This is a genomic window from Microbacterium daqui (assembly GCF_050408675.1).
Classification (GTDB): Bacteria; Actinomycetota; Actinomycetes; order Actinomycetales; family Microbacteriaceae; genus Microbacterium.
In genome coordinates this window covers 136,941-159,287 of sequence record NZ_JBNTKF010000004.1, presented here as the reverse complement: position 1 = coordinate 159,287, position 22,347 = coordinate 136,941, and the positions used below count along the sequence as shown (strand labels likewise).

Genomic DNA, 22,347 nt, shown 5'->3' with positions numbered 1-22,347 from the left:
TGGACGCATGACAAAGCCGACCAACGAAGAGATTGATGCGATTGCGGCGGCGCTCGCGGCAATGCGGTCGGCGCGTGGCGGTCCGCGCGGCATGAGACCAGGCATGCCGCGTCACTCTCACGATGATCATGATGATCATGCGGGCCATCCGCATCACGGTCACCCCGGCGTGGGTGGCGGCGGGCGCGGCGAGCGCGGTGGTCGTCATGCCGCCGGTCCGGCTCGCATGCGCATGCTCGAAGCGCTCGCGGCAGCGGGCGAGCCAATGTCAATCAGCGCGATCGCCGAACTCATCGGCGTTGACCAGCCACGCGCATCCCGGCTGGTGCAGCAGGCTGAGCTGATGGGCTTTGTTGCCCGTGAAGTTGACCCCGAAGACGCCCGCCGCATGCGCGTTGCACTGACCGATCAGGGGCGTGCCGTCGCGACCTCGATGCGCCGGGATCGCCGCGATCGTATCGGCGTCGCTCTCGAACAGTTCACGGCGGAAGAGCGTGCCGACTTCGCCCGCCTCTTCACGATGTTCGCCACGGCCTGGGCGAACCGCTAACTGCCACCCTCTCTGGGGCACCTCCGCGCCCCTGGCCCCGTGGTTCCGCTCTCCCGGTTCTACCGGATGTCGGAAGAATTTCGTCGCGAGTGCGATGGCGGCGCTTCCACGCCTCTTCTGGAACCAAAAGCCCGACATGCAGTAAATCTCGCGATCCGCAGCACGTGGTTCCGGAACCATTCATGCGGCATTCGCGCGCTGTTGCGACCCGAGATGGTCGCCATCAAGGCTCGTCGCCGAACCTGGAAACCGGGCTGGGTCACCCATTCCTGAGTGTCAGCTATGCATCTACAAAGTTGAGGCTGTTTGACTCAAGTTTGAATTGACAAACGAGAATCGACGGATTTAACATTGAGTCATCAAGGCTCAAGTCTTGGTTAACCCCTCATCAGTCGGGTGAGGGCCCACGGATTTAGGCTGCGGCCCAGCAAGGGCGAGCCACCGCTCCGACGCATCACAGCGGCGGAGCATGAAAGGAAAAACAATGGCACGTGCAGTAGGTATTGACCTCGGTACGACGAACTCCGTCGTTGCGGTTCTTGAGGGTGGCGAGCCGAAGGTTATCGCCAACGCTGAGGGATTCCGCACGACCCCGTCGGTCGTCGCATTCACGAAGGATGGCGAGGTGCTCGTCGGTGAGACCGCGAAGCGCCAGGCTGTCACCAACGTTGACCGCACCATCGCGTCGGTCAAGCGCCACATCGGTACGGACTGGACTTTCGACGTTGATGGCAAGAAGTACACGCCGCAGGAGATCTCGGCTCGTATTCTCGGCAAGCTGAAGAAGGACGCTGAGGAGTACCTCGGTGACACCGTTACCGACGCTGTCATCACGGTTCCCGCATACTTCAACGACGCTGAGCGTCAGGCAACGAAAGACGCCGGTGAGATCGCCGGCCTCAACGTGTTGCGTATCATCAACGAGCCCACCGCTGCGGCTCTCGCCTACGGCCTCGACAAGGGTAAGGAAGACGAGCTCATCCTCGTATTCGACCTCGGTGGCGGTACGTTCGACGTCTCGCTGCTCGAAGTGGGCAAGGACGACGACTTCTCCACAATTCAGGTTCGCGCAACCTCCGGTGACAACCGCCTCGGTGGCGACGACTGGGACCAGCGCGTTGTTGACTACCTGATCAAGCAGTTCAAGGACACCACGGGTGTTGACGTTTCGGGCGACAAGATCGCTCTGCAGCGTCTGAAGGAAGCAGCTGAGCAGGCGAAGAAGGAGCTCTCGAGCTCGATGTCGACGTCGATCAACCTGCCCTACCTGTCGCTGACCGACTCGGGCCCCGTTTCGCTGTCGGAGACGATGACCCGCGCGAAGTTCGAAGACCTCACGAAAGACCTGCTGGACCGCACGAAGAAGCCGTTCGAAGACGTTATCCGCGAAGCTGGCGTCAAGGTTTCTGACATTGACCACGTTGTTCTCGTCGGTGGCTCGACCCGCATGCCGCAGGTTGCTGAGCTGGTCAAGACGATGACCGGTGGCCAGGAAGCCAACAAGGGTGTCAACCCGGATGAGGTCGTCGCTGTCGGCGCCGCACTCCAGGCTGGTGTTCTTAAGGGCGAGCGCAAGGACGTTCTGCTCATCGACGTCACCCCCCTGAGCCTCGGTATCGAGACCAAGGGTGGCATGATGACGAAGCTCATCGAGCGCAACACCGCCATCCCGACCAAGCGTTCGGAGACCTTCACCACGGCCGACGACAACCAGCCGTCGGTTGCTATCCAGGTGTTCCAGGGTGAGCGTGAGTTCACGCGCGACAACAAGCCGCTCGGCACCTTCGAGCTGACGGGTATCGCTCCGGCTCCCCGTGGCATCCCGCAGATCGAGGTCACGTTCGACATCGACGCCAACGGCATCGTGCACGTCTCCGCTAAGGACAAGGGCACGGGCAAGGAGCAGTCGATGACGATCACCGGTGGCTCCTCGCTGCCGAAGGAAGACATCGAGCGCATGGTGCGCGAGGCTGAAGAGCACGCTGCTGAAGACAAGAAGCGTCGTGAGTCTGCAGAAACGCGGAACCAGGCTGAGTCGCTTGCGTACTCCATCGAGAAGCTGATCAAGGAGAACGACGAGAAGCTCCCGGCTGACGTTAAGGAGTCGGTCCAGGCTGACGTTGACGCTCTGAAGACGGCACTTGCCGGCGAAGACGACGACGCTGTGAAGACCGCGTTCGACAAGCTCAACGAGAGCCAGGGCAAGCTGGGCGAAGCGATTTACGCATCGTCGCAGGCCGAGGCTGGCGCTGAGGCTCCCGAGGCTCACGCCACCGACGCTCCGGCAGAAGATGAAGATGTCATCGACGCCGAGGTTGTCGAAGACGAAGACGACAAGAAGTAAGAGGAACCATGTCGGACGAGAAGGATTTTGACGAGACTTCGTCGAATGCTTCGTCCGGTGAGCCGGGGTCGGAGGCGCACGCCTCCGACCCCGCTTCGCAGGACGACGAGCTGACGGTCGATGACATCCTCGGCGCGGCACAGGATGCCGACGTCGCAGACGCTGATGCGGCTGCTGACGCAGCACTGGCTGACGCTGAGAACACGATGCTCAACGACCTCAAGCGTCTGCAGGCAGAGTATGCAAACTACCGTCGTCGCACGGAGGAGCAGCGTGAGATTGAGAAGCAGCGCGCCAAGGGCGACGTTGTGAAGTCTCTGCTGCCCGTGCTGGACGACCTGGACCGTGCGGAAAAGCACGGCGACCTGACTGACGGCAGCGCTTTTGCTGTCATCGCGGAGAAGGTTCGTTCGCTCGTTGCCCGCCAGGGCGTCGAGACGTACGGTGCTGTTGGCGATGCTTTTGACCCGCAGCGCCACGAAGCGATCTTCCAGCAGCCCACCCCGGGTGTGACGGAAATCACCATCATCGATGTCGTCGAGGTGGGATACCAGCTCGGTGATGTCGAGCTGCGCCCCGCCAAGGTTGTCGTTGCTGTTCCCGCCGAATAGGCGAAAGAGAGAAACATATGGCGAGCCAGGACTGGTTCGACAAGGACTTCTACAAGGTTCTCGGTGTCGACAAGAACGTCACCGAAGCTGACCTGAAGAAGACCTACCGCAAGCTTGCGCGCAAGTATCACCCCGACTCCAATCAGGGCGATGCGGCTGCCGAGGCGAAGTTCAAGGAGATCAGCGAAGCGTATTCGGTGCTGAGCGACTCTGAGCAGCGGGCTGAGTACGACCAGATCCGCGCCATGGGTTCGGGCGCTCGATTCACTTCGGGAGGCCGCGGCGGCCAGACGGGCGGGTTTGAAGACGTCTTCAGTGGGTTTGGCCGTGGCTCTCGTGGCCAGCAGCAGACCAACTTTGACGACATCTTCGCGATGTTCAATCAAGACCCGATGTCGGACTTCAACTCACGCTACGGCTCCGGCCGACGCGCGGGCTTTGGCGAGCCGACGAAGGGTGGCGACTTCACCGCGCGCACCACGATCGATTTCACGACCGCGGTCAACGGCGAAACCATCACCCTCGTGGGTGAAGATGGTCAGCCGTTCAAGGTGAAGATTCCGGCCGGCGTTTCTGACGGTCAGAAGATTCGCCTGCGTGGCCGCGGTCGCCCGTCGACCAACGGCGGCGAAAACGGTGACATCGTGGTGACGGTCGCGGTGCGCAAGCACCCGGTCTTCGAGCGTGATGGCCTGAACCTCAAGGTCAACGTGCCCGTCACGTTCACCGAAGCCGCTCTCGGCGCAACCATCGAGGTTCCGACTCTCGGCGGCGACCCCGTGAAACTCAAGGTCGCACCCGGCACGCCGTCGGGTCGCACCATGCGTGTCAAGGGTCGTGGCGTGCACACCGCGAAGGGCACCGGCGACCTGCTCGCATCGGTGCAGGTCGTGGTGCCGTCTCACCTCGAGGGTGAAGCGAAGGCCGCTTTGGAGGCTTTCGCGGCGGCGGAACCAAAAGAGAATCCGCGAGCAGAATTGCTCGCAAAGGCGCGCGGATAGCGTGCCCGCTTGTGCCGCACCGGGCATGGTGCGGCACAAGCGGCGTGGCGGTATTTACCCGCCGAACCCGGCGGGGAGAACGCAGAAGGGAGCATCATGGCACACGAGAATATTGACGAAGACGCACCGCTGTTTGCGATCGCTGTCGCTGCCGAACTCGCCGCGATGCACCCTCAAACGCTCCGCCAGTACGACCGCATTGGGCTGGTCATTCCGGGCCGTACCCGCGGCGGAACCCGCCGTTATTCGATGCGAAACATCGACCAGTTGCGGCAGGTCGCACAAATGTCCCAAGATGGCATGAGCCTGCCCGCGATCGCCCACATTCTTCGTCTCGAAGACACTGTGCGGTCGCTGCGCCGACAGGTCACTGATCTGGAGACTCAGTTGCGCGTTGAGCGCGAGCAGCGCCCCGGTAGCCGCGTATTTGCGGCGGGCGCGACCGGCTCGATCGTCACGCTCCGCTCCGGAACGCGCATTCGCCGCGAAACCGGCATTGAGCTGTGGACGCCCCCCGCTCAGCGCGCTCGCGACACCGAATAGGCTCTTCAGTCGAAACGCACTCTCGTTGGCCGGACATTGCCGGGGAGCGTGTGTTTCGACGACGAGAATGTGTTTCGCGGTACTCAGAGGGCGTATCATCGTCGCCGAAGCCGTGTGGCAGTACTCGCACCACGTGCTCGCGGGCCTGCGCACCCACGAGGGCCCCATCCTCACAGTCGCGAATTTCGCTGGCGACTGGCCCGGACTCGTGGGCCTGCTCGGCCTCAACGCCGGCCTCACCAAGATGCAAAAGCCCTACTCGACGATTTGGTCAGTCGATTTCACCGACGACTGGTTCGCTGCCGGTCTGGCTGAGTGGGTGGAGAGCGGAACCATCACGCACGACGCATCGCACGTGCGTGCGTTGCCGGAGTTGCCTGCTTCTCCCGAGCGCGACTTGGGCTACGCGCTGGGCGACCAGCTGATGCGAGACAAGGCCATCATCGGCGTCTTCGATGAGGGTTGCATGGGCATGTACAACGCGATCTTCGCCGAGGGCATTCTCAACTCGACCGAGCGCCCGCCGGTCTTCTCCCGCGACGGCCAGCGCGAACTGCACGCCGGCCGCGCGTTCCCGCACTTCAAAGAAGCTGACGAGGGCGTGGCTGTTGACGCACTCATTACCGACCGCGTGTGGACCGCGATGGGCATGGTGCCCGACAACACCCTCCACGACGTGCGCTGGGGTGAAGAGTACGACGGCCAGTTCGTCTGGGTTTACGAAATCTCCGGCTCGGTGCCCGCTTCGCACCTGGGTGGTTGGCAGAACGCCGAGGGCTGGCGACAAGACCCCGTGTTCTTCCCGGCCGGCGGCTCGACGATCAACGGTGTCTCCAAGCCCGGCGAACTCGTGCTGAGCCGCGTCTTCCTCGCCGACGGCCAACTGCAGGTCGACATTTTCCGTGGTTCCGCTATCGAATTGCCAGCCGACGAGACCGAGCGTCGTAAGCAGGCCACGAACCCCGAATGGCCGATCGCTCACGTCGTGCTGCACGGTGTCAGCCGCGACCAGTTCATGGCCCGTCACAAGGCCAACCACGTGCAGATGGTCTACGCCGATGACGCCGCATCGGCTGACAAGGCGCTGCTCGCGAAGGCTGCCATGTTCGAGCGCATGGGCCTCGTCGTCAACCTGATCGGTGACGTCGCGATCTAATCCGCATCACGCGAGAGGGAGTGCCCGTGGGGTGCTCCCTCTTTGCGCTAGGCGGGATCAATCCGTAGCGTCTGCGCGCCTTCGCTCACCGTCATGTCGTCGATCACACGAATTTCGCGCGCCAGCGCATCAAGGTCGGCAAACGTCGTGGCAAAACGGTTCGGGTCGCCGGCGATCGCGGTGACCTCAACGAAGTCGGTGCCGCGATCCCACGAGTACTGCACAAACGGCGGCTGGCCGCTGCCCGGCGCATCCATCACAAGCTTCTCGCCTACGCCGAGGGTCGGGTGGCCGAAGTTCACGGTGTCGTCATACTCCATGGGGCGCATGGCTCGAGCGGTGCGCAATTGCGGCGTCGCCTGCTGAATCGTCGCCATCACGACAACCAGTTCGGGGTCATTCTTGTGTACCCACACCAGCACACGGCCAGCGGCCTTGCGCATTAGCGCGGGCGCCGCCTGGCTCATCGCCCACGTCGCAAACTTGCCGCCGCGCGGCTGCTCGGCTCCCATCGCTCCCGTCATCTGCGCCACGAGCATGCGCAGCGCGGCCTTGCGGTGACGCCGCCCACGAAAACCGAAGGATTCGGTCACGGGCACCCACGTCGTCGCGTCGGCTTCTGCGAAAAGTCTGGCCATGCCCCTAGCCTATGGGCACCCGCCGCACGCTTGCTGTGCCTTCACCATGGTTCCGCAACCCCTGCTCGCCGCGGGTGTCATGGTTCCGTCACCAAGAATTCAGCGAGCGGAACCACGTGATGAGCGGCAAAATCGGCGCGGGATCGGCTGGTATTCAGGGGTCAACAGGTACAGTTAGGGCGCTGGGTGCGGCCACCGTCGCGCTCGACAAAAAGAGAAGGCAGCATACCTCGTGAGTTCCTCCCCGATGCCCGACGCGACCGCAGGCGCCGAGCAGCCGCCGGCGAAGCGTCCGTTGAAGATCCTGATCGGTGCAGACACCTTCTCACCAGACATCAACGGTGCCGCTCGATTCGCTGAGCGCCTCGCCGCCGGTTTGGTGGAGCGTGGGCACGACGTGCACGTCACCGTGCCGAACACGCGATACAAGAAGAACCCGACCCACACCGAGATCATCGAGGGTCAGCCGGTCACAATGCACCGCCTGCCGTCGGTGCGCTGGGCGCCCCACGACTGGCTGCGTTTTGTGTGGCCGTGGCGTTCGAAGCATTACGCGCGCAAGGTGCTGAGCGAAGTTCAGCCCGACATCGTGCACATTCAGTCGCACATTGTCATCGGTCGCGGCCTCACGCGCATTGCGCGCAAGCGTGGCATTCCGGTGATCGCGACGAACCACGTGATGGCCGAAAACATTCTTGACTTCACGACGATGCCACCGCTTGTCGACAAGCTCGTGCTTAAGCTCGCGTGGGATGACGCTGAGCGCACGTTCCACATGGCGCGTGCTGTGACGACGCCGACGCGTCGTGCCGCCGAGTTCCTCGAGAAGACGATCGACGTGACAGGTGTCATTCCGATCAGTTGCGGTATCGACCAGCGCAACTACACCGCCGACCTGTCGCCGCGCACCCAGATGAAGGTTGTCTTCGTCGGTCGTCTGACGACTGAGAAGCACGTTGACGTGGTGCTAAAGGCCATCGCGACGCTGGTGCCTGAGCTCGACATTCACTTCGACATCGTCGGTGGCGGAGACCAGCACAAGAACCTCGTTGAGCTGACCGACAAGCTCGGCCTCAACGACCGGGTGAGTTTCCACGGCCGCATCTCTGACGAAGAGCTGCGCGGATTCCTCACACGCGCGAGCGTCTTCACGATCGCCTCGATCGCCGAACTGCAGTCGATCGCGACGATGGAGGCCATGGCTTCGGGCCTGCCGATTCTGGCCGCTGACGCCGTTGCGCTGCCGCACCTCGTGCACGACGGTGAGAACGGCTACCTGTTCGAGCCTGGCAATGTTGCTGACCTCGCGGCCAAGATGCGTCGTGTGCTGACGGCTTCGCAAGAAGAGTACTCGCGCATGCAACAGGCGTCGCTTGACGGTGTGAAGATTCACGACATCAACCGCACCCTCGCAACGTTCGAGAAGCTGTACCGCAACGAGCCGATCGACTGACATGCGGCTGTTCTTCGACGCCCGCTACATTCGCACCGACTTTCACGACGGCATTAGCCGGTTCTCGCACGAACTGGCTCACGCTCTCGTGGCGACGGTGCCCGCAGACGTCGAGATCACCTTCCTCATTCATGACGAAGCGCAGCGCGCATTCTTGCCTGCTGGTTCCGCAGCCCACATGTTTCATGCGCCGACCTCGGCGAAAGAGGCAATCGCGGCTCGCCTGCTGAACAAGTTGCGCCCCGATGTCGTGTATTCACCGATGCAGACCCTCGGATCAGCCGGACGCAAGTTTCGCCTCATCCTCACGTTGCACGACATGATTTACTACCGCCATCGCACGCCACCGCGGAACCTGCCGTGGGTTGTGCGCGTCGGCTGGCGACTGTTTCACCTCACGTATGTGCCGCAGCGCATAACGCTCAACGGCGCCGACATTGTTGCGACCGTAAGTGAAGAATCGCGCCGCCAGTTCGCCGAGGTCAACCTCACGAAGCGCGAGGTCGTTGTCGTTCACAACGCACCGCAAAAGCTTGCCGAGCAGTTGCCCGCCGAAGCTGCTGTCACCGGGGGAGTGCCGCAGAACCTTGTGTACATGGGCTCTTTCATGCCGTACAAGAACGTCGAGACGCTGGTGCGTGCGATGGCGTATTTGCCCGGACGCACGTTGCACGTGCTGAGCCGCATCACGCCCGCGCGTCGCGGGGAGTACGAGGCGCTCGCGGCACCGGACGCGAACATCGTTTTTCACAACGGCGTTTCTGATGCCGAGTATGCGGCGTTGCTCGCTGATGATGGTGCGCTCGTCACGATGAGCTTGGATGAGGGCTACGGTCTGCCGGTCGCCGAGGCGCTTGAGCTCGGCGTGCCCGCGGTGGTCACCGACATGCCGATCTTCCGCGAGGTCGCCGGCAACGGTGCGCTCTACGTTGACCCACACGACCCGAAGGCTGTGGCTGACGCTGTTGTCGCGCTCGACGATGACGCACGCCGCGCCGAGGTTATCGCGGCTGGGCAATCGCACGTTGCACGGTTTACGTGGGAGCGCTCGGCGGGCGTGCTTCTCGAAGCCGCGCAGCGGTTGGCTGCTTCGCGCGGATAAGAACCGGGTTTTGCGCGTTAGTAGAAGAGCCCGAAAACCGCGTTGAAGACGAACGACAACAGGTAGCCGAGCAGAGTCAGCGCTCCGTAACCGATGGCGATCCCGGCATACAGGCGATCCGTGTCTTGGCGCATGCCCATGAAACCAAACATGAGCACGACAGCGGCGATCACGATCATGATGAGGCTGTACATCATGAACCACGACGGTGCGGTTCCGGCGCCGGCTTGGACGAACATGGTGACGAGCAGCCCCTGAAGCGCGCCGATGACCGTGGCGATGATGGCAAGGATCGTGCCGATCTTGCCGAACTTCGCTTGCCCGCGGCCCGGCATACCCCCGCCAAACTGTGGTGGCGCCGTGCCGAAGGGCGTGGTTCCGTATTGCGAATCAACACCGCCGGACTGCGGATCAAAACCGCCGGTCGGTGGGGTGGCGTTCGTCATGATGACTCCGATGTATTGCGAGAAGTGACCCTCACAATACGCACTTCGCACCGACAGTGGCAGGATTGGACCGGAGAAGGAGGCTTCGTGGAGGCGAACCGAGCCCCAAGCGTGCGGGCATGGATCATCTGGACCGTCGGAGTACTCGCCTACGTGCTCTCGATCACGAACCGCTCATCGCTCTCGGCGCTCGGTGTTGAAGCGGCCGACCGCTTCTCGGCCGACGCATCAACGCTGTCGATGTTCGCCGTGCTGCAGGTTGGTGTGTACGCGATCATGCAGATTCCGGCGGGGCTTTTGCTCGACCGATTCGGTGCGCGCCCCATCATGACAGTCGGACTCAGCATGATTGTCGTTGGCCAGCTTGTCATGGCGTTCTCACCCAACGTCGGCGTCGCGATTGCTGCGCGCATGCTTCTGGGCGCTGGTGATGCGGCGCTGTTCCCGGGTGTCTTGCGCCTCGTGTCAACGTGGTATTCCGCGCAGCGCGCGCCGCTCATGGCGCAGTTAACCGGAACCGTGGGGCAACTCGGCCAGCTACTCGCCCTGGTTCCGTTGCCCATGCTGTTGCACGCCACGAGTTGGGAGGTCGCGTTTGCCACGCTCGCCGGAACAACGGCTGTCTTCGCCGTCTTCGTCTTCCTGATTGTGCGCAACCACCCGGCGACGGTGGGCGCCGACGTTTCGGTGAACACCGACACGGGTGCAATTCGCGTGGTTAAGAGCTCGTTTGACTTGCGGCAGTCGCTGGGGGAGGCGTGGCAGAACCCGGGCACGCGCCTCGGCTTCTGGTCGCACTTCACGACACCGTTCGCCGGCACCGCGTTTTTGATGCTGTGGGGCGTGCCGTTCTTGACGGCGGGTGAGGGCCAGTCGCGTGAAGTGGCGTCGCTCATCACGACGCTCCTGGTCGTGTTTAGCATGATCATGGGGCCGATTTTGGGCACGCTGTCGGGACGCCACCCGCTGCATCGGTCGTACGGCCTGGTGTTGCCGACGGTGGCGCTGCAATTCGTGGCGTGGATGGCCGTCATCCTCTGGCCGGGCCCCGCACCGATCTGGCTGTTGATCGTGCTCGCGTTTGCGATCGCTACGGGCGGCCCCGCGTCGATGATCGCGTTTGACCACACGCGTGCACACAACCCCGCCCACCGCTTGTCGACCGCGACCGGACTCGTTAACGCGGGTGGCTTCATCTCAGCCCTCACCGTGATCTTTGCGATCGGTCTGCTGCTCGACCTGCAGGGCGCGGGCTCGCCCGAGACCTACACGCTCGACGCGTTTCGCATTGCGTTCTTGGCGCAGATTCCGCTGTGGCTGATCGGCACGATCTTCATCCTCCGTGGCCGCGCCGACGTGCGTCGCCTGATGGGCTTGCTCCCGCCTAAGGCGCCCAAGCCTCCCAAGCCCAGCCCCGCCGACGACTGATCCGAGGTTCCGGGACGTGCTCCTTGTTTCTGGACCCACGGTTCCGGCGCCCGCGCCACGTGGTTCCGGTGCCGTTCTGCAGGAATCTCGAGTGAAATCGGTCTGAAACGGGCAGATTTTTCCTGCAGATCGTTCCAAATCCTGCATAACGGTCACGCGTCCCCGCCAAAACCCGCCCGCAAACGACCGTTCTGCACGCACGTGCGTGAAAACTGTGACTGGTGTTGCTGCTGTGGCGGGTTTTACGTGCGTACCGAATCGAGTCGTGCAGAACGGTCGTTGATTCGGCGGGGAGGTGCGGCTGGTTCCGGAACCAGGGGTGCGGAACCAGGGTCGGGCGGAACCATTGACTGCCGGAACCATAGGTGGTGCGGAACCATGGGTGCGGTGGGGAGGGTGGTTGCCGGGGACAGGTACTCGGCGATCTCGCAGGTGTATGACTAGCCCAAAAACGTGCGCGGTGATAAAGTTGAGTCATATCGACTCAACTTTGAGTGGTGAACGGGAGGACGAATTGAACAACACCAACCCCGCCACGCAGGAGGAGCAGCAAAGCGCACTCCAGCAGTTCGGCATTAATCTCACCGACCGCGCCCGTCAGGGCAAGCTTGACCCTGTCATTGGGCGTGATGCAGAGATCCGTCGCGTTAGCCAGGTGTTGACGCGTCGTACCAAGAACAACCCGGTTCTCATCGGCGAACCCGGCGTCGGTAAGACGGCCGTGGTTGAAGGTCTCGCTCAGCGCATCGTCGCGGGCGACGTCGCCGAGAGCCTGAAAGACAAAGAGCTGATTTCGCTCGACATGTCTGCGCTGGTTGCCGGCGCCATGTACCGCGGCCAGTTCGAAGAGCGCCTTAAGAACGTGCTCAAGGAGATCACCGAGTCTGACGGCAAGGTCATCACCTTCATTGACGAACTTCACGTGCTGATGGGCGCGGGCGGTGGCGAAGGCTCGGTTGCCGCGTCGAACATGCTCAAGCCTATGCTTGCCCGCGGTGAACTGCGCCTCATCGGTGCCACCACGCTCAACGAGTACCGCGAGTACATCGAGAAGGATGCCGCTCTCGAGCGTCGCTTCCAGCAGGTTTACGTTGGCGAGCCGTCGGTCGAAGACACGATTGCGATCCTCCGCGGCCTCAAGGGTCGCTATGAAGCACACCACGGTGTGACGATTGCCGACAGTGCGCTCGTTGCGGCTGCCGCCCTTTCGAACCGCTACTTGCCGAGCCGTCAACTGCCCGACAAGGCGATCGACCTGATCGACGAATCGATGTCCCGTCTCAAGATGGAGATTGACTCTTCGCCGGTCGAAATTGACCAGCTCAAGCGCCAGGTCGACCGCATGAAGCTCGAAGAGCTCGCGCTGAAGAAGGAGAAGGATCCTGCTTCGAAGGAGCGTCTTGCCGCTCTGCGTGAGCAGCTGGGCGGGCTGGAGAAGGACCTCGCCGTCCTCGAAGAGCGCTGGGCTCGTGAGCGCCAGGGTCTCAACCGTGTGGGTGACCTGAAGAAGAAGCTCGACGATGCGATCACCCAGCGTGACCGTGCGTTGCGCGAGGCCGACTACGCCAAGGCTTCCAAACTCGAGTACGAAACGATAAAGCGTCTGCAGGCAGAGATCGCAGAGGCTGAACAAGCCGAAGCTCTCTCCGCCGACGAACCCCGCATGGTCAACGAGCAGGTCACTGACGAAGACATCGCCGCGGTCATCGCCGCCTGGACAGGCATTCCGGTCGGCAAGCTCATGCAGGGTGAATCCGAAAAGCTCCTCCACCTGGAGGATGAGCTCGGCAAGCGACTGATCGGTCAGAAGGACGCCGTTCGCGCGGTTTCCGACGCGGTTCGTCGTTCGCGCGCAGGCATCTCTGACCCGGGTCGCCCGACGGGATCATTCCTGTTCCTCGGTCCGACGGGTGTCGGTAAGACGGAGCTGGCGAAGGCTCTCGCGGAGTTTCTCTTCGATGACGAACACGCCATGATTCGTATCGACATGTCGGAGTACGGCGAGAAGCACTCGGTGTCGCGACTCGTCGGTGCCCCTCCGGGGTACGTCGGCTACGAAGCCGGTGGCCAGCTCACCGAAGCCGTGCGCCGTCGCCCCTACAGCGTCGTGCTGCTCGACGAGGTGGAGAAGGCGCACCCCGAGGTCTTCGATGTGCTGCTGCAGGTGATGGATGATGGCCGCCTGACCGATGGTCAGGGTCGCACGGTCGACTTCAGTAACGTCATTCTGATTCTGACGAGCAACATCGGCTCGCCGATTCTGATCGACCCGACCCTCACGACCGACGTCAAGCGTGAGAGCGTTATGGCGCTCGTGCGCCAGGCGTTCAAGCCGGAGTTCATCAACCGTCTCGACGACATCGTCATGTTCCAGGCTCTGAGCGTCGACGACCTCTCGCAGATCGTTGAGCTGGCGATCGCTCAGCTACAGCGCCGCCTGAAGGAGCGCCGCCTCACCCTGGCGGTCACTCCCGACGCTCGTGCCTGGCTCGCCGAACGCGGTTACGACCCGATCTTCGGAGCTCGTCCGCTGCGTCGTCTGATTCAGACCGAGGTGCAGAACAAGCTCGCCACGGCGCTGCTTTCTGGCAACGTTCGTGACGGTGACACGGTTCGCGTCGACGTCTCAGTCGATGGTTCCGGTCTCGTCCTCACCACCGAGAACTAAAACCGAGCCAAAAAAGAACTGCCGGTCACGCATCTGCCGTGGCCGGCAGTTCTCGTGTGCTCCAGAAGGGTCCGAAAATCACAAACAGTGCGCTCACGACCTGGCCCACAGCACCCACCCACATCGTGAACACCACGCCAAACTGATCGCCCAAGAAGCCCGCGAGCAGCGCCGAGATCGGCATGACGCCCCACACCACGAAGCGAATCGACGCGTTCATACGACCCAGCAGGTGCCGCGGCGTGATGCGCTGACGAAACGTCACCTGAGTGATGTTGTACACCAGCACCGTGAAGCTCGCGATGAAGCCCTGCACGATGAGCAGGGCGAAAGCGACAGACGGAACCATGGCTGCGACGGGCAGGAGAAGTGCGGTGAGGCTGAATCCGATTGCCGAAATCGGAATCGCCGGCGCCTCGCCCAGCTTGGCGATGACAAACTTCACCGACATCGCGCCAAGCAAGCCGCCGACGGCCGCGAGCGAGAAGATGAGACCCATGTTCGCGACCGAAAGCCCCAGCTCGCGCAGGATGAAGATCGGCAGCAGCGTGAACGACAGCGTGCTGAAGAAGTTGCTCACCGCGGTGGTTGCGACAATGCGCTTCAGATAGCGGTTGCCGAACACCCACCGCAGACCCTCGTCAATGTCAGAGGCGAGGGAACCCTTCTCGAGACGCGGCTCCAGGTGTTCGGTGTCTTTTGTGAACAGCAGCGCGATGAGGCCGAGCACGTACGTGCCGACCGTGGCCAAGATCGCGAACGGCGCGGTCAGTACGCCCACGAGCCAGCCACCCACAGCAGGGCCGGCGATACCGGCGACCTGTGCGGTCGACTCCAGCTTGCCGTTCGCCTCAGCAATCTGATGCGCGGGGACGAGCGAGGGCACGAGGCTTTGATACGACACATCGAAGAACACGTTCGCGATGCCGACGATCGCCGCGACCACGAACATGTGCCACATCTCGAGGGATCCCAAGAACCACAACAGCGGCAGCACGGCCAGCGCCAGCGCACGCACGCCGTCGGCCACGATCATGACGTGACGCTTACGCATGCGGTCAACCCACGCACCCGCCGGCAGGCCGACGAGCAAGAATGCCGCGACCGCCGACGCGTTCAAGAACCCGACCTCGAGCTCGCTCGCGTTCAGCAGAATGACGGCAAGGGTCGGAATCGCAAGCTCCGCAATCTGCGAGCCGAGCTGTGCGAGCGCCTGCCCCGACCACATCGTGAGAAAGTTGCCGTCGCGCCACAGCGAGCGGCCGGTGTTCTCCGGCGCGGCGCCGTCTTCGTGTGCGAGCGCTTCGCCCATGATCGGCATGTCCGAGTATGGGATCTCGGTCGAAGCTATCGCGTCTGATCCTTCGAAGGGGAGTCCGGAACCATCGCGGGTCGCACCCGAACCAGCATCGTCGCTGGGTGCAGCGGCAGGGGTGGTCATCGTGCAAGTTTGGCACGTCACGTCGCCAAGTTTTGCGCGATCAGAAGATCGCCAACTTTTTCTTCTCTGCAAGCCCAACGGGCGCACGCAACCCCACATATGGTTCCACTATGACCCGCACTTTTCAGACCGCCGATCTCTACGATGAGCACGGCGAAGCGCTTGATTCTGTCAGCCTCGTGATGAGCGATATGGGCGGCCGCACAGCCTTCACCGGCCGTGTGCGCACGATTCGGTGCTTTCGCGACAACGCGCTCGTGAAACAGACGCTCGCCACTGATGGTCACGGGCAGGTGCTCGTCGTTGACGGCGGCGGGTCGCTGGAGTCGGCGCTCGTGGGTGACCTCATCGGGGCGTCTGCTGTGCACAACGGCTGGGCTGGGGTCATCATCAACGGTGTTGTGCGCGACCGTCTCGCGCTGTCACGCCTACCGATCGGCATCAAAGCGCTCGGGTCAAACCCGCGCAAAAGCGCAAAAGATGGCGCCGGCGAAGTTGACGTTGTCGTCTCCTTCGGCGGCGCCACCTTTGTTCCGGGAATGACCGTCTGGGCTGATGCCGACGGAATCCTGGTGCAGCGGGCTGCTGACTAGCCCTTCAGGGCTTCCTTCAGCGTGACGCGGCTGCCCATCTTGAGCAGCGTGTTGTCGTAGATCTTCGCGCCGATCACGATGGCGAGCGCGGCGGTGGCGATCAGAATCGCGAGGCTGAGCAGCGGCTCCCACCACTGTGCCTCACCGAGGAACAGTCGCATCGGCATGCCAACCGGGGCGGAGAACGGTACGTACGACATGGCCGTGAGCACTGCCGAGTTGTCGTTGAACACGATGATCAGCACGTAGGGAATCATGATCAGCATCGTGATCGGCGTGGTGGTGGCACCGGCGTCTTCCTGACGCGACACCATCGAGGCGGCCGCTGCGAACATCGCGGCGAGCAGGATGAAGCCGAAGAAGAAGAACACTGCGAACCAGACGAGTGGCGCGCCGAGCATGCCGAGGAGTCCGCTCTGACCCGTGATCGTGAGGCCAATGATGGCCACCACGACGATGCCGATCACCTGCATCATTGCGAGAATCGTGTTGCCGAGCACCTTGCCGGCGAGCAGCGCGCGGGTCGAGATCGTCGAGATCAGAATCTCTACGACGCGGGTCGACTTCTCTTCGATGACCGACTGCGTGATCGTCGTGCCGAACATCGTCGCCGCCATCATGAACACGACGCCGAAGGCGATCGCGACGATGTATCGCATGAACGGATCGGTGGTGCTGGGCTCGAGAATCTCGGTCTTCGGGGCGATCGACAACACCGACGTCAGCGAGCTGTCGACTTCGGTGAGAGTCACGATCGTGTAGCCCGTGGGGGAGGCGCTGTCGGTAACAACGGCGGCCTCGGCCGACTCGTCGCGCACAGCCTCCTTTGCCGCGTCGTCGGAGTTCACCTCAACCACTTCGAGACCCGGAACCTCGGCAAGCTGTGAAGCGGAGGTTCCGGTGGCCGCCACCTTCGTCTTCGAGCTCAGCGCGTCACCGCTGAAGCCGGAGAACAGGATTCCGCCGAGAACAATCGCGAACAGAATAAGCGTCGAGACCACGAACGCCTTGCTCTGCAGCTTGGACTTGACCTCGCGCTCCGCCACGAGGGCGACGGACTGGCCAAAGCTGGGGCTAACGGTGGCACTCACTGGATGACCTCCTTGAAGATCTGCGCCAGCGATGGGCGCAGAGGGCTAAAGCTGGTGACGTCGCCGTGGGTCAGCGCGGTACGAAGCACGGTGTGTGCGACGGCCGGGCTGTCGGCGATGAACTGGGCGTTACCGCCCTCGAATGACGTGACACGAACGCCGGGCTGCGTGCGCAGCCAGCCGGCGTCGGCCGTTGACATGAGTTCGTACTGGTTCGAAGCATGCTGTTCGCGCAGGGCCTCGCGGCTACCGGCGGCGCGAATCTCACCACCTGCAATGATGACGAGGTCATCACACAGGCGCTCAACCACGTCGAGCTGGTGGCTGGAGAACAGCACAGAAACGCCCTGGGCGGCACGCGACTGCAGAACCTGAGCGACGGTGTCGACCGCGATCGGGTCGAGGCCCGAGAACGGCTCGTCGAGAATGAGGACCTCGGGGTCGTGCACGAGAGAAGCGGCGATCTGCACGCGCTGCTGGTTACCGAGCGAGAGCGACTCAATCTTGTCGTTCAGGCGCTCGCCGAGGTCGAGTTCGTTGAGAAGAACGGTTGCCTTGTGCGTCGCGTCGCGCTTGCTGAAACCGTGCAGGCGAGCGAAGTACGACACCTGGTCGAGCACACCCATCTTGGGGTAGAGACCACGCTCTTCCGGCATGTAGCCGAAGTGGCGACGCTGAGCGGTCTGCAACGGCTGGCTGTTCATCGTGACCTCGCCGCCATCGGGTGCCAGAACACCCAGGATGATGCGCATGGTGGTCGTCTTGCCGGCGCCATTACCTCCGACGAAGCCGGTGAGGCGATTGTCTGCGACGGTGAACGATACGTTGCCGAGCACCTGCCTGGTTCCGTAGTTCTTGGTGATCCCGTTGAGCTTTAGCATTTCCGCTCCTTCCCTATGGTTCCAATCTAGAAATTCGGCGGTGTTGGCACATCCGCCGTGGGGTGGAAATGTCCCCTCCGCCGTGAGGGGGAGGGCACGTTCTCGAAGGGGGAGATGGGCGTGTTGAGGGCGGAACCGCGGGGCTGGGGAGTGCTGAGAGGTTGCTGAGTATGACGCCCTCGATCTGCGACTTGCATTTACATGCGTTTGAATATAACCATGACTCGCACCATTGGATACATCGTCGGCTCGATCTCGTCGACCTCAATCAACCGCCGTCTGGCAAAGGCTCTTGAGCGTCTCGCTCCCGAGGGTGTCGAACTGAAAGAAATCTCCATCAAGGAGCTTGGCTTCTACTCGCCCGACCACGACGCGAACTACCCCGCCGAGGCTGTTGCCTTCAAGCAGGCCATCGCTGACGTTGACGGCGTCATCATCGTGACCCCCGAATACAGCCGCTCGATTCCGGGTGTCTTGAAGAACGCTCTGGACTGGTCGGCACGCCCGTGGGGCCAGGGTTCGTTCGACGGCAAGCCCGTTGCCATCATCGGAACCTCGGGTGGTGGCATCGCTACGGCTGCTGCTCAGCAGCACCTGAAGGCCATCTTCAGCCACTACAACGCACCGGTTCTCGGTCAGCCCGAGGGCTATGTGCAGACGACCCCCGACCTGTTCACCGAAGACGGTGAAGTGACGAACGAGGGCACCGCAGAATTCCTGCGCTCTTACCTCGCAGCCTTCGAGGCGCTCATCGAGCGCTATGTTCCGGCTGAGGAGCTCGTCGGCGCGTAAGCACCAGACGTTTCAGGAAACGCACTGACCGAACCCGAACGGTCAGTGCGTTTCGCTTTTCCCACCCACACTGACAGTTGAGCGAGCGGAGTGAGACGAAACGTGCCGCCGAAACCAGTGGGGCTGGGCTATGCGAGGCCGTGGCGGTGGGCGTAGACGACGGCGCCGACGCGGTCGCGGGCGCCGAGCTTGGCGAGCAGGTTCGAGACGTGTGATTTCACGGTTGCCTCGCCGATGAAGAGCTCGGCCGCGATCTCCGCGTTGGAGAGCGCACGAGCCAGCAGGCACAGTACTTCGCGCTCACGATCGGTGAGGTCGACGTCGATTGTCGTAGCGCCCGGCGATGCAGCGGAGGGGCTTGAGCTCGCGCCAGACGCCCCCGCACGTACAGCACCCGAAGCACCCGCACCGGCCGCCCCCGAAGACCCCGCCGACTCGGCGGCGAACCGCTCGATCACGCGCTTCGTCACTTCGGGCGCCAACAATGCATCGCCAGCGGCAGCCACCCGCACAGCCGAAATCAGCTCGTCTGGGCTGGCGTTCTTGAGCAAGAATCCGCTCGCGCCCGCTTGTAGTGCTTGAAAGACGTAGTCGTCGCGGTCAAACGTTGTCACCACGACAATCGCCGCGCCAACTGCAGGGTCGGCCACGATCTGGCGCGTCGCTTCGAGGCCGTCCATGTCAGGCATCTGCACGTCCATGCAGATCACATCGGGCTGCAGCTCGTGCGCGATCGCGATCGCCTCGCGCCCGGTTGATGCTTCGCCCACCACTTCGATGTCGTCCGTCGAGGTCAAAATCATGCGGAACCCCGCCCGCATCACGGCATGATCATCGACCAGAACCACACGAATCATACGAAAACCTCCGCCAACGGCATTTGCGCGCGTACCAACATTCCGCCATGCGTGCGCGGAACCAGCTCAATAGTTCCGCCCGACGCAGCTGCCCTCTCTCGCATGCCCAGCTGCCCGAGCCCGGGGCGCAGCGCGAGCGGTGGGCGGCCCGTGTTGCTGACCTCGATTTCGACGAACGTCGGGGTGTAACGCAGGCGCACATCGGCGGTCGCGTCGGGTCCACCGTGGCGGCGGGCGTTCGTGAGCGACTCCTGGGCGATGCGGTACAGATTGGCCTGCACGACGCCCGGGACCTCGCGCTTATCGCCGAGCACGGTGAAGGCCGTCGGCATGCCCGCGTCGTTGGCGTGCTTCACGAGGTCATCCAGGCCGGAGAGACCAAGGGTCGAGGCGAACCCGTTTTCGTTTGTGCCGTTGTCGGGCGTGCGCAGGGTCTCGAGAAGCAAGCGCAACTCGGTGATGGCGGTGCGGGCTGACGTCTCAATCGTGGTGAGAGCTTCGGCTGCGGCCTGCGGATCTTTTGTCATCCTGAGGCGCGCGGCCGAGGCCTGCACACCCATCGCTGAGACGTGGTGCGCGACGACGTCGTGCAGTTCGCGGGCGATGGCGACACGGTCGAGGGCCACGGCCTGGGCGGCGGTGAGTTCACGCTCGGCCTCAAGTTCGCGAGTGCGTTCGCGGAAGCGTTCTTCTTCGACCGCGGCGTTCCAGGAGCGGTCACCCATGAACCAGGCGCCACCGAAGAACGCGATGTTGATCAGCACGTTCAGCAGCATGTAGGCGACGTAAGGGGAGAAAGCGCCCGCGCGCGACAGGCCGCCGTCGCCCTCGATCGGAACGGTCGCGGCCATATACATATTGACGAACAGCCACACCATCATGAGCGTCGTGATGATGGCCCGGCCCCAGAACGCGAGGCGGCGATTGTTGACCCACGCGCCCGCGGTGAACAGGGCGATGAACATTGCGATGTTGCCGACGTGGACTTCCGGAACCTGGAAGGTCACGCTCGCGAAGTACGTGGCGCAGACGACTGCGGCGACTGCAATCGGATAACGGCGGCGCACGGCAAGGGCCGCGCTGTTGATCGCAGTCGTGAGCAGGGCCCACTCGATGCCGACCTGGCTCGTACCGTAGAGGTTGACGACCGTCATGAGGCCGGCGCTGATGACGCCGACGATAAACATTCCCAGCGCGATCCAGAGATCAGTGCGGTACTCCTGCTCGGTGGGCGCCGGGCGGGCAAGAACTTCGGCCATAGTTCCACCGTAGGCGGGGGAGGCAAGCGGCGCCTGCGCCACGCGACGGAGATTTGCAACCCCGTGACCCGCCATCGCGGTCATTGGCACTATGTGTGCGCTGTCCCTCCACAAGAAAGGCACGTCATGACCATGATTTTCGTCAACCTGCCCACGTCGGATCTCGACAAGGCAAAGGCGTTCTACACGGCCCTCGGTTGCCAGATCAACCCCCTCTTCACCGACCACAACGCGGCCTCCGTGGTGTGGAGCGACCAGGTGCACTTCATGGTGCTCACCCGCGACTACTTCACGACGTTCACCGACAAGGCCATCGTCGACCCGCGTGACAACGCGCAGGCGATCATCGCGTTGACCCGTGACTCTCGTGAGCACGTCGATTCGACCCTGGTGGCGGGCATCGCAGCCGGTGGTTCCGAACCGCGCGAAGCGCAAGACTACGGCTTCATGTACTCCCGCACGCTCGAAGACCTCGACGGCAACATTCTGGAATTCCTTTACATGGAACCACAGGCTGCGGACGAGGGCCCCGAAGCGTACATGGGGGAGAACGGGTAGCGCCTACCCGGTTGCGCCCGTCGGCGTTACCCGAAAATCATCGGGATGTCGTCGTCATCGACCGGGTCGAGATCGAGGTCGACAACCACCGGAACGTGGTCGCTGGGAATCTCGCCCTTGCGCTCGTCGCGCGCGATGAACGCACCCGAAACCACGTCGGCGAAGGCGGGGGAGCCCAGGATGAAGTCGATGCGCAGCCCCTCGTTGCGAGGGAAGCGCAGCTGCTTGTAGTCCCAATACGTGTACCCCGTCGGAACCAGCGGACGCACAACATCAGTCAGGCCGGCCGACTGCAGCGCAGCGAAGGCTGCGCGCTCGGGCGGCGAGACGTGCGTTGACACGCCCTCGACGATCGTCGGGTCGCCGTTGTCTTCGTCGAACGGGGCGACGTTGAAGTCGCCGACGAGGGCGAGCTTGAGCTCGGGGTTGGCGGCGAGCTCGGCCTCGGTGTGGCGGGCGAGCGCGTCGAGCCAGTGCAGCTTGTACGTCATGTGCGGGTCATCGAGCGCGCGACCGTTGGGCGTGTACAGGCTCCACACCCGCACGCCGTTGATCGTCGCGCCAATCGCACGCGCTTCGAGCGGCGCATCGGGGCCTTCGTAGCCCTTCAAGAAGCCCGGCATATCGGCGAAGGCGAGCTCAACATCTTCAATGGGCTCGCGGCTCGCGATGGCAACGCCGTTCCACTGATTCAGGCCGTGCGCGACCACGTGGTAGCCGGCAGCTTCGAACTCTGCGTACGGAAACTGCTCCGGCTTGCACTTGATCTCTTGCATCGCGAGCACGTCGATGTTCTCGCGCACGGCGAATTCCACAGTGCGCACAACGCGCGCGCGAATCGAGTTGACGTTCCAGGTGGCAATGCGCATGCCACCAGCCTACGGTTCACCACCGACACCCGGCGACAGCACCCCCGGTTCCGCTGTTCTTCAGAC

21 protein-coding genes are annotated in these 22,347 nt (G+C 63.0%); 13 read left to right on the top strand and 8 right to left on the bottom strand.

The window, feature by feature from the left end; all coding sequences use genetic code 11:
- The first annotated feature begins 7 nt into the window (after nucleotides 1–7).
- From ACQUSY_RS04290 to ACQUSY_RS04265, 6 genes are all read left to right on the top strand, one after another.
- The gene (locus tag ACQUSY_RS04290) at nucleotides 8–550 is read left to right on the top strand and encodes a MarR family winged helix-turn-helix transcriptional regulator (protein ID WP_428903273.1); all 543 of its coding nucleotides are present in this window, start codon (nucleotides 8–10) and stop codon (nucleotides 548–550) included.
- A 484-nt stretch (nucleotides 551–1,034) separates the two neighbouring features.
- Entirely contained in the window at nucleotides 1,035–2,894 is a 1,860-nt protein-coding gene (gene dnaK / locus ACQUSY_RS04285) for a molecular chaperone DnaK (RefSeq protein ID WP_428903272.1), read from the top strand.
- A gap of 8 nt (nucleotides 2,895–2,902) precedes the next feature.
- The gene (locus ACQUSY_RS04280; protein WP_428903271.1) at nucleotides 2,903–3,505 is read left to right on the top strand and encodes a nucleotide exchange factor GrpE; all 603 of its coding nucleotides are present in this window, start codon (nucleotides 2,903–2,905) and stop codon (nucleotides 3,503–3,505) included.
- Between the two features lie 17 nt (nucleotides 3,506–3,522).
- Complete coding sequence (locus ACQUSY_RS04275) at nucleotides 3,523–4,506, top strand: DnaJ C-terminal domain-containing protein (RefSeq protein WP_428903270.1); 984 nt, start codon at nucleotides 3,523–3,525, stop codon at nucleotides 4,504–4,506.
- Between the two features lie 96 nt (nucleotides 4,507–4,602).
- The gene (locus tag ACQUSY_RS04270; RefSeq protein ID WP_428903269.1) at nucleotides 4,603–5,049 is read left to right on the top strand and encodes a heat shock protein transcriptional repressor HspR; all 447 of its coding nucleotides are present in this window, start codon (nucleotides 4,603–4,605) and stop codon (nucleotides 5,047–5,049) included.
- Between the two features lie 112 nt (nucleotides 5,050–5,161).
- Nucleotides 5,162–6,205, top strand: coding sequence for a hypothetical protein (locus ACQUSY_RS04265; protein ID WP_428903268.1), 1,044 nt, complete (start codon nucleotides 5,162–5,164; stop codon nucleotides 6,203–6,205).
- A 47-nt stretch (nucleotides 6,206–6,252) separates the two neighbouring features.
- Here the strand turns inward: ACQUSY_RS04265 and ACQUSY_RS04260 are convergent, their stop codons facing one another.
- Nucleotides 6,253–6,843, bottom strand: coding sequence for a hypothetical protein (locus ACQUSY_RS04260; protein WP_428903267.1), 591 nt, complete (start codon nucleotides 6,841–6,843; stop codon nucleotides 6,253–6,255).
- A gap of 247 nt (nucleotides 6,844–7,090) precedes the next feature.
- Here ACQUSY_RS04260 and ACQUSY_RS04255 point away from each other — a divergent pair, with 247 nt between their 5' ends.
- Nucleotides 7,091–8,296, top strand: coding sequence for a glycosyltransferase (locus tag ACQUSY_RS04255; RefSeq protein ID WP_428903301.1), 1,206 nt, complete (start codon nucleotides 7,091–7,093; stop codon nucleotides 8,294–8,296).
- Between the two features lies 1 nt (nucleotide 8,297).
- Complete coding sequence (locus ACQUSY_RS04250) at nucleotides 8,298–9,398, top strand: glycosyltransferase family 4 protein (protein WP_428903266.1); 1,101 nt, start codon at nucleotides 8,298–8,300, stop codon at nucleotides 9,396–9,398.
- A gap of 17 nt (nucleotides 9,399–9,415) precedes the next feature.
- Here ACQUSY_RS04250 and ACQUSY_RS04245 read toward each other — a convergent pair whose 3' ends face one another.
- Nucleotides 9,416–9,844 (bottom strand): hypothetical protein, encoded by a 429-nt coding sequence (locus ACQUSY_RS04245; protein WP_428903265.1) that lies wholly within the window; start codon nucleotides 9,842–9,844, stop codon nucleotides 9,416–9,418.
- Between the two features lie 87 nt (nucleotides 9,845–9,931).
- Here ACQUSY_RS04245 and ACQUSY_RS04240 point away from each other — a divergent pair, with 87 nt between their 5' ends.
- A complete protein-coding gene (locus ACQUSY_RS04240; protein WP_428903264.1) occupies nucleotides 9,932–11,272 on the top strand; it encodes an MFS transporter in 1,341 nt (446 codons plus the stop codon).
- Between the two features lie 514 nt (nucleotides 11,273–11,786).
- The gene (locus ACQUSY_RS04235; protein WP_428903263.1) at nucleotides 11,787–13,940 is read left to right on the top strand and encodes an ATP-dependent Clp protease ATP-binding subunit; all 2,154 of its coding nucleotides are present in this window, start codon (nucleotides 11,787–11,789) and stop codon (nucleotides 13,938–13,940) included.
- 25 nt (nucleotides 13,941–13,965) lie between these two features.
- On the opposite strand, the gene ACQUSY_RS04230 is transcribed toward ACQUSY_RS04235, so the two are convergent.
- Nucleotides 13,966–15,381 (bottom strand): MFS transporter, encoded by a 1,416-nt coding sequence (locus ACQUSY_RS04230; RefSeq protein WP_428903262.1) that lies wholly within the window; start codon nucleotides 15,379–15,381, stop codon nucleotides 13,966–13,968.
- Nucleotides 15,382–15,491: 110 nt separating this feature from the next.
- Between ACQUSY_RS04230 and rraA the strand changes: the two genes are divergently transcribed.
- Nucleotides 15,492–15,974, top strand: a complete 483-nt coding sequence (gene rraA, locus ACQUSY_RS04225) for a ribonuclease E activity regulator RraA (protein WP_428903261.1) — start codon at nucleotides 15,492–15,494, stop codon at nucleotides 15,972–15,974.
- On the opposite strand, the gene ACQUSY_RS04220 is transcribed toward rraA, so the two are convergent.
- On the bottom strand, nucleotides 15,971–17,065 hold the full coding sequence (locus tag ACQUSY_RS04220; RefSeq protein ID WP_428903260.1) for an ABC transporter permease: 1,095 nt from the start codon (nucleotides 17,063–17,065) through the stop codon (nucleotides 15,971–15,973). The two genes, rraA and ACQUSY_RS04220, sit on opposite strands and share 4 nt — an antisense overlap.
- Entirely contained in the window at nucleotides 17,062–17,946 is an 885-nt protein-coding gene (locus ACQUSY_RS04215) for an ABC transporter ATP-binding protein (RefSeq protein WP_428903259.1), read from the bottom strand. Before ACQUSY_RS04215 ends, ACQUSY_RS04220 begins: the two co-directional genes overlap by 4 nt.
- A gap of 219 nt (nucleotides 17,947–18,165) precedes the next feature.
- Here ACQUSY_RS04215 and ACQUSY_RS04210 point away from each other — a divergent pair, with 219 nt between their 5' ends.
- Nucleotides 18,166–18,738 (top strand): NADPH-dependent FMN reductase, encoded by a 573-nt coding sequence (locus ACQUSY_RS04210; protein WP_428903258.1) that lies wholly within the window; start codon nucleotides 18,166–18,168, stop codon nucleotides 18,736–18,738.
- A gap of 128 nt (nucleotides 18,739–18,866) precedes the next feature.
- On the opposite strand, the gene ACQUSY_RS04205 is transcribed toward ACQUSY_RS04210, so the two are convergent.
- On the bottom strand, nucleotides 18,867–19,595 hold the full coding sequence (locus ACQUSY_RS04205; RefSeq protein ID WP_428903257.1) for a response regulator: 729 nt from the start codon (nucleotides 19,593–19,595) through the stop codon (nucleotides 18,867–18,869).
- A complete protein-coding gene (locus tag ACQUSY_RS04200; RefSeq protein WP_428903256.1) occupies nucleotides 19,592–20,854 on the bottom strand; it encodes a sensor histidine kinase in 1,263 nt (420 codons plus the stop codon). The genes ACQUSY_RS04205 and ACQUSY_RS04200 overlap by 4 nt, the downstream gene beginning before the upstream one ends.
- A 126-nt stretch (nucleotides 20,855–20,980) precedes the next feature.
- Between ACQUSY_RS04200 and ACQUSY_RS04195 the strand changes: the two genes are divergently transcribed.
- Complete coding sequence (locus ACQUSY_RS04195) at nucleotides 20,981–21,412, top strand: VOC family protein (protein ID WP_428903255.1); 432 nt, start codon at nucleotides 20,981–20,983, stop codon at nucleotides 21,410–21,412.
- A 26-nt stretch (nucleotides 21,413–21,438) separates the two neighbouring features.
- Here the strand turns inward: ACQUSY_RS04195 and ACQUSY_RS04190 are convergent, their stop codons facing one another.
- Nucleotides 21,439–22,281, bottom strand: a complete 843-nt coding sequence (locus tag ACQUSY_RS04190) for an exodeoxyribonuclease III (protein ID WP_428903254.1) — start codon at nucleotides 22,279–22,281, stop codon at nucleotides 21,439–21,441.
- Between the last annotated feature and the right edge of the window lie 66 nt (nucleotides 22,282–22,347).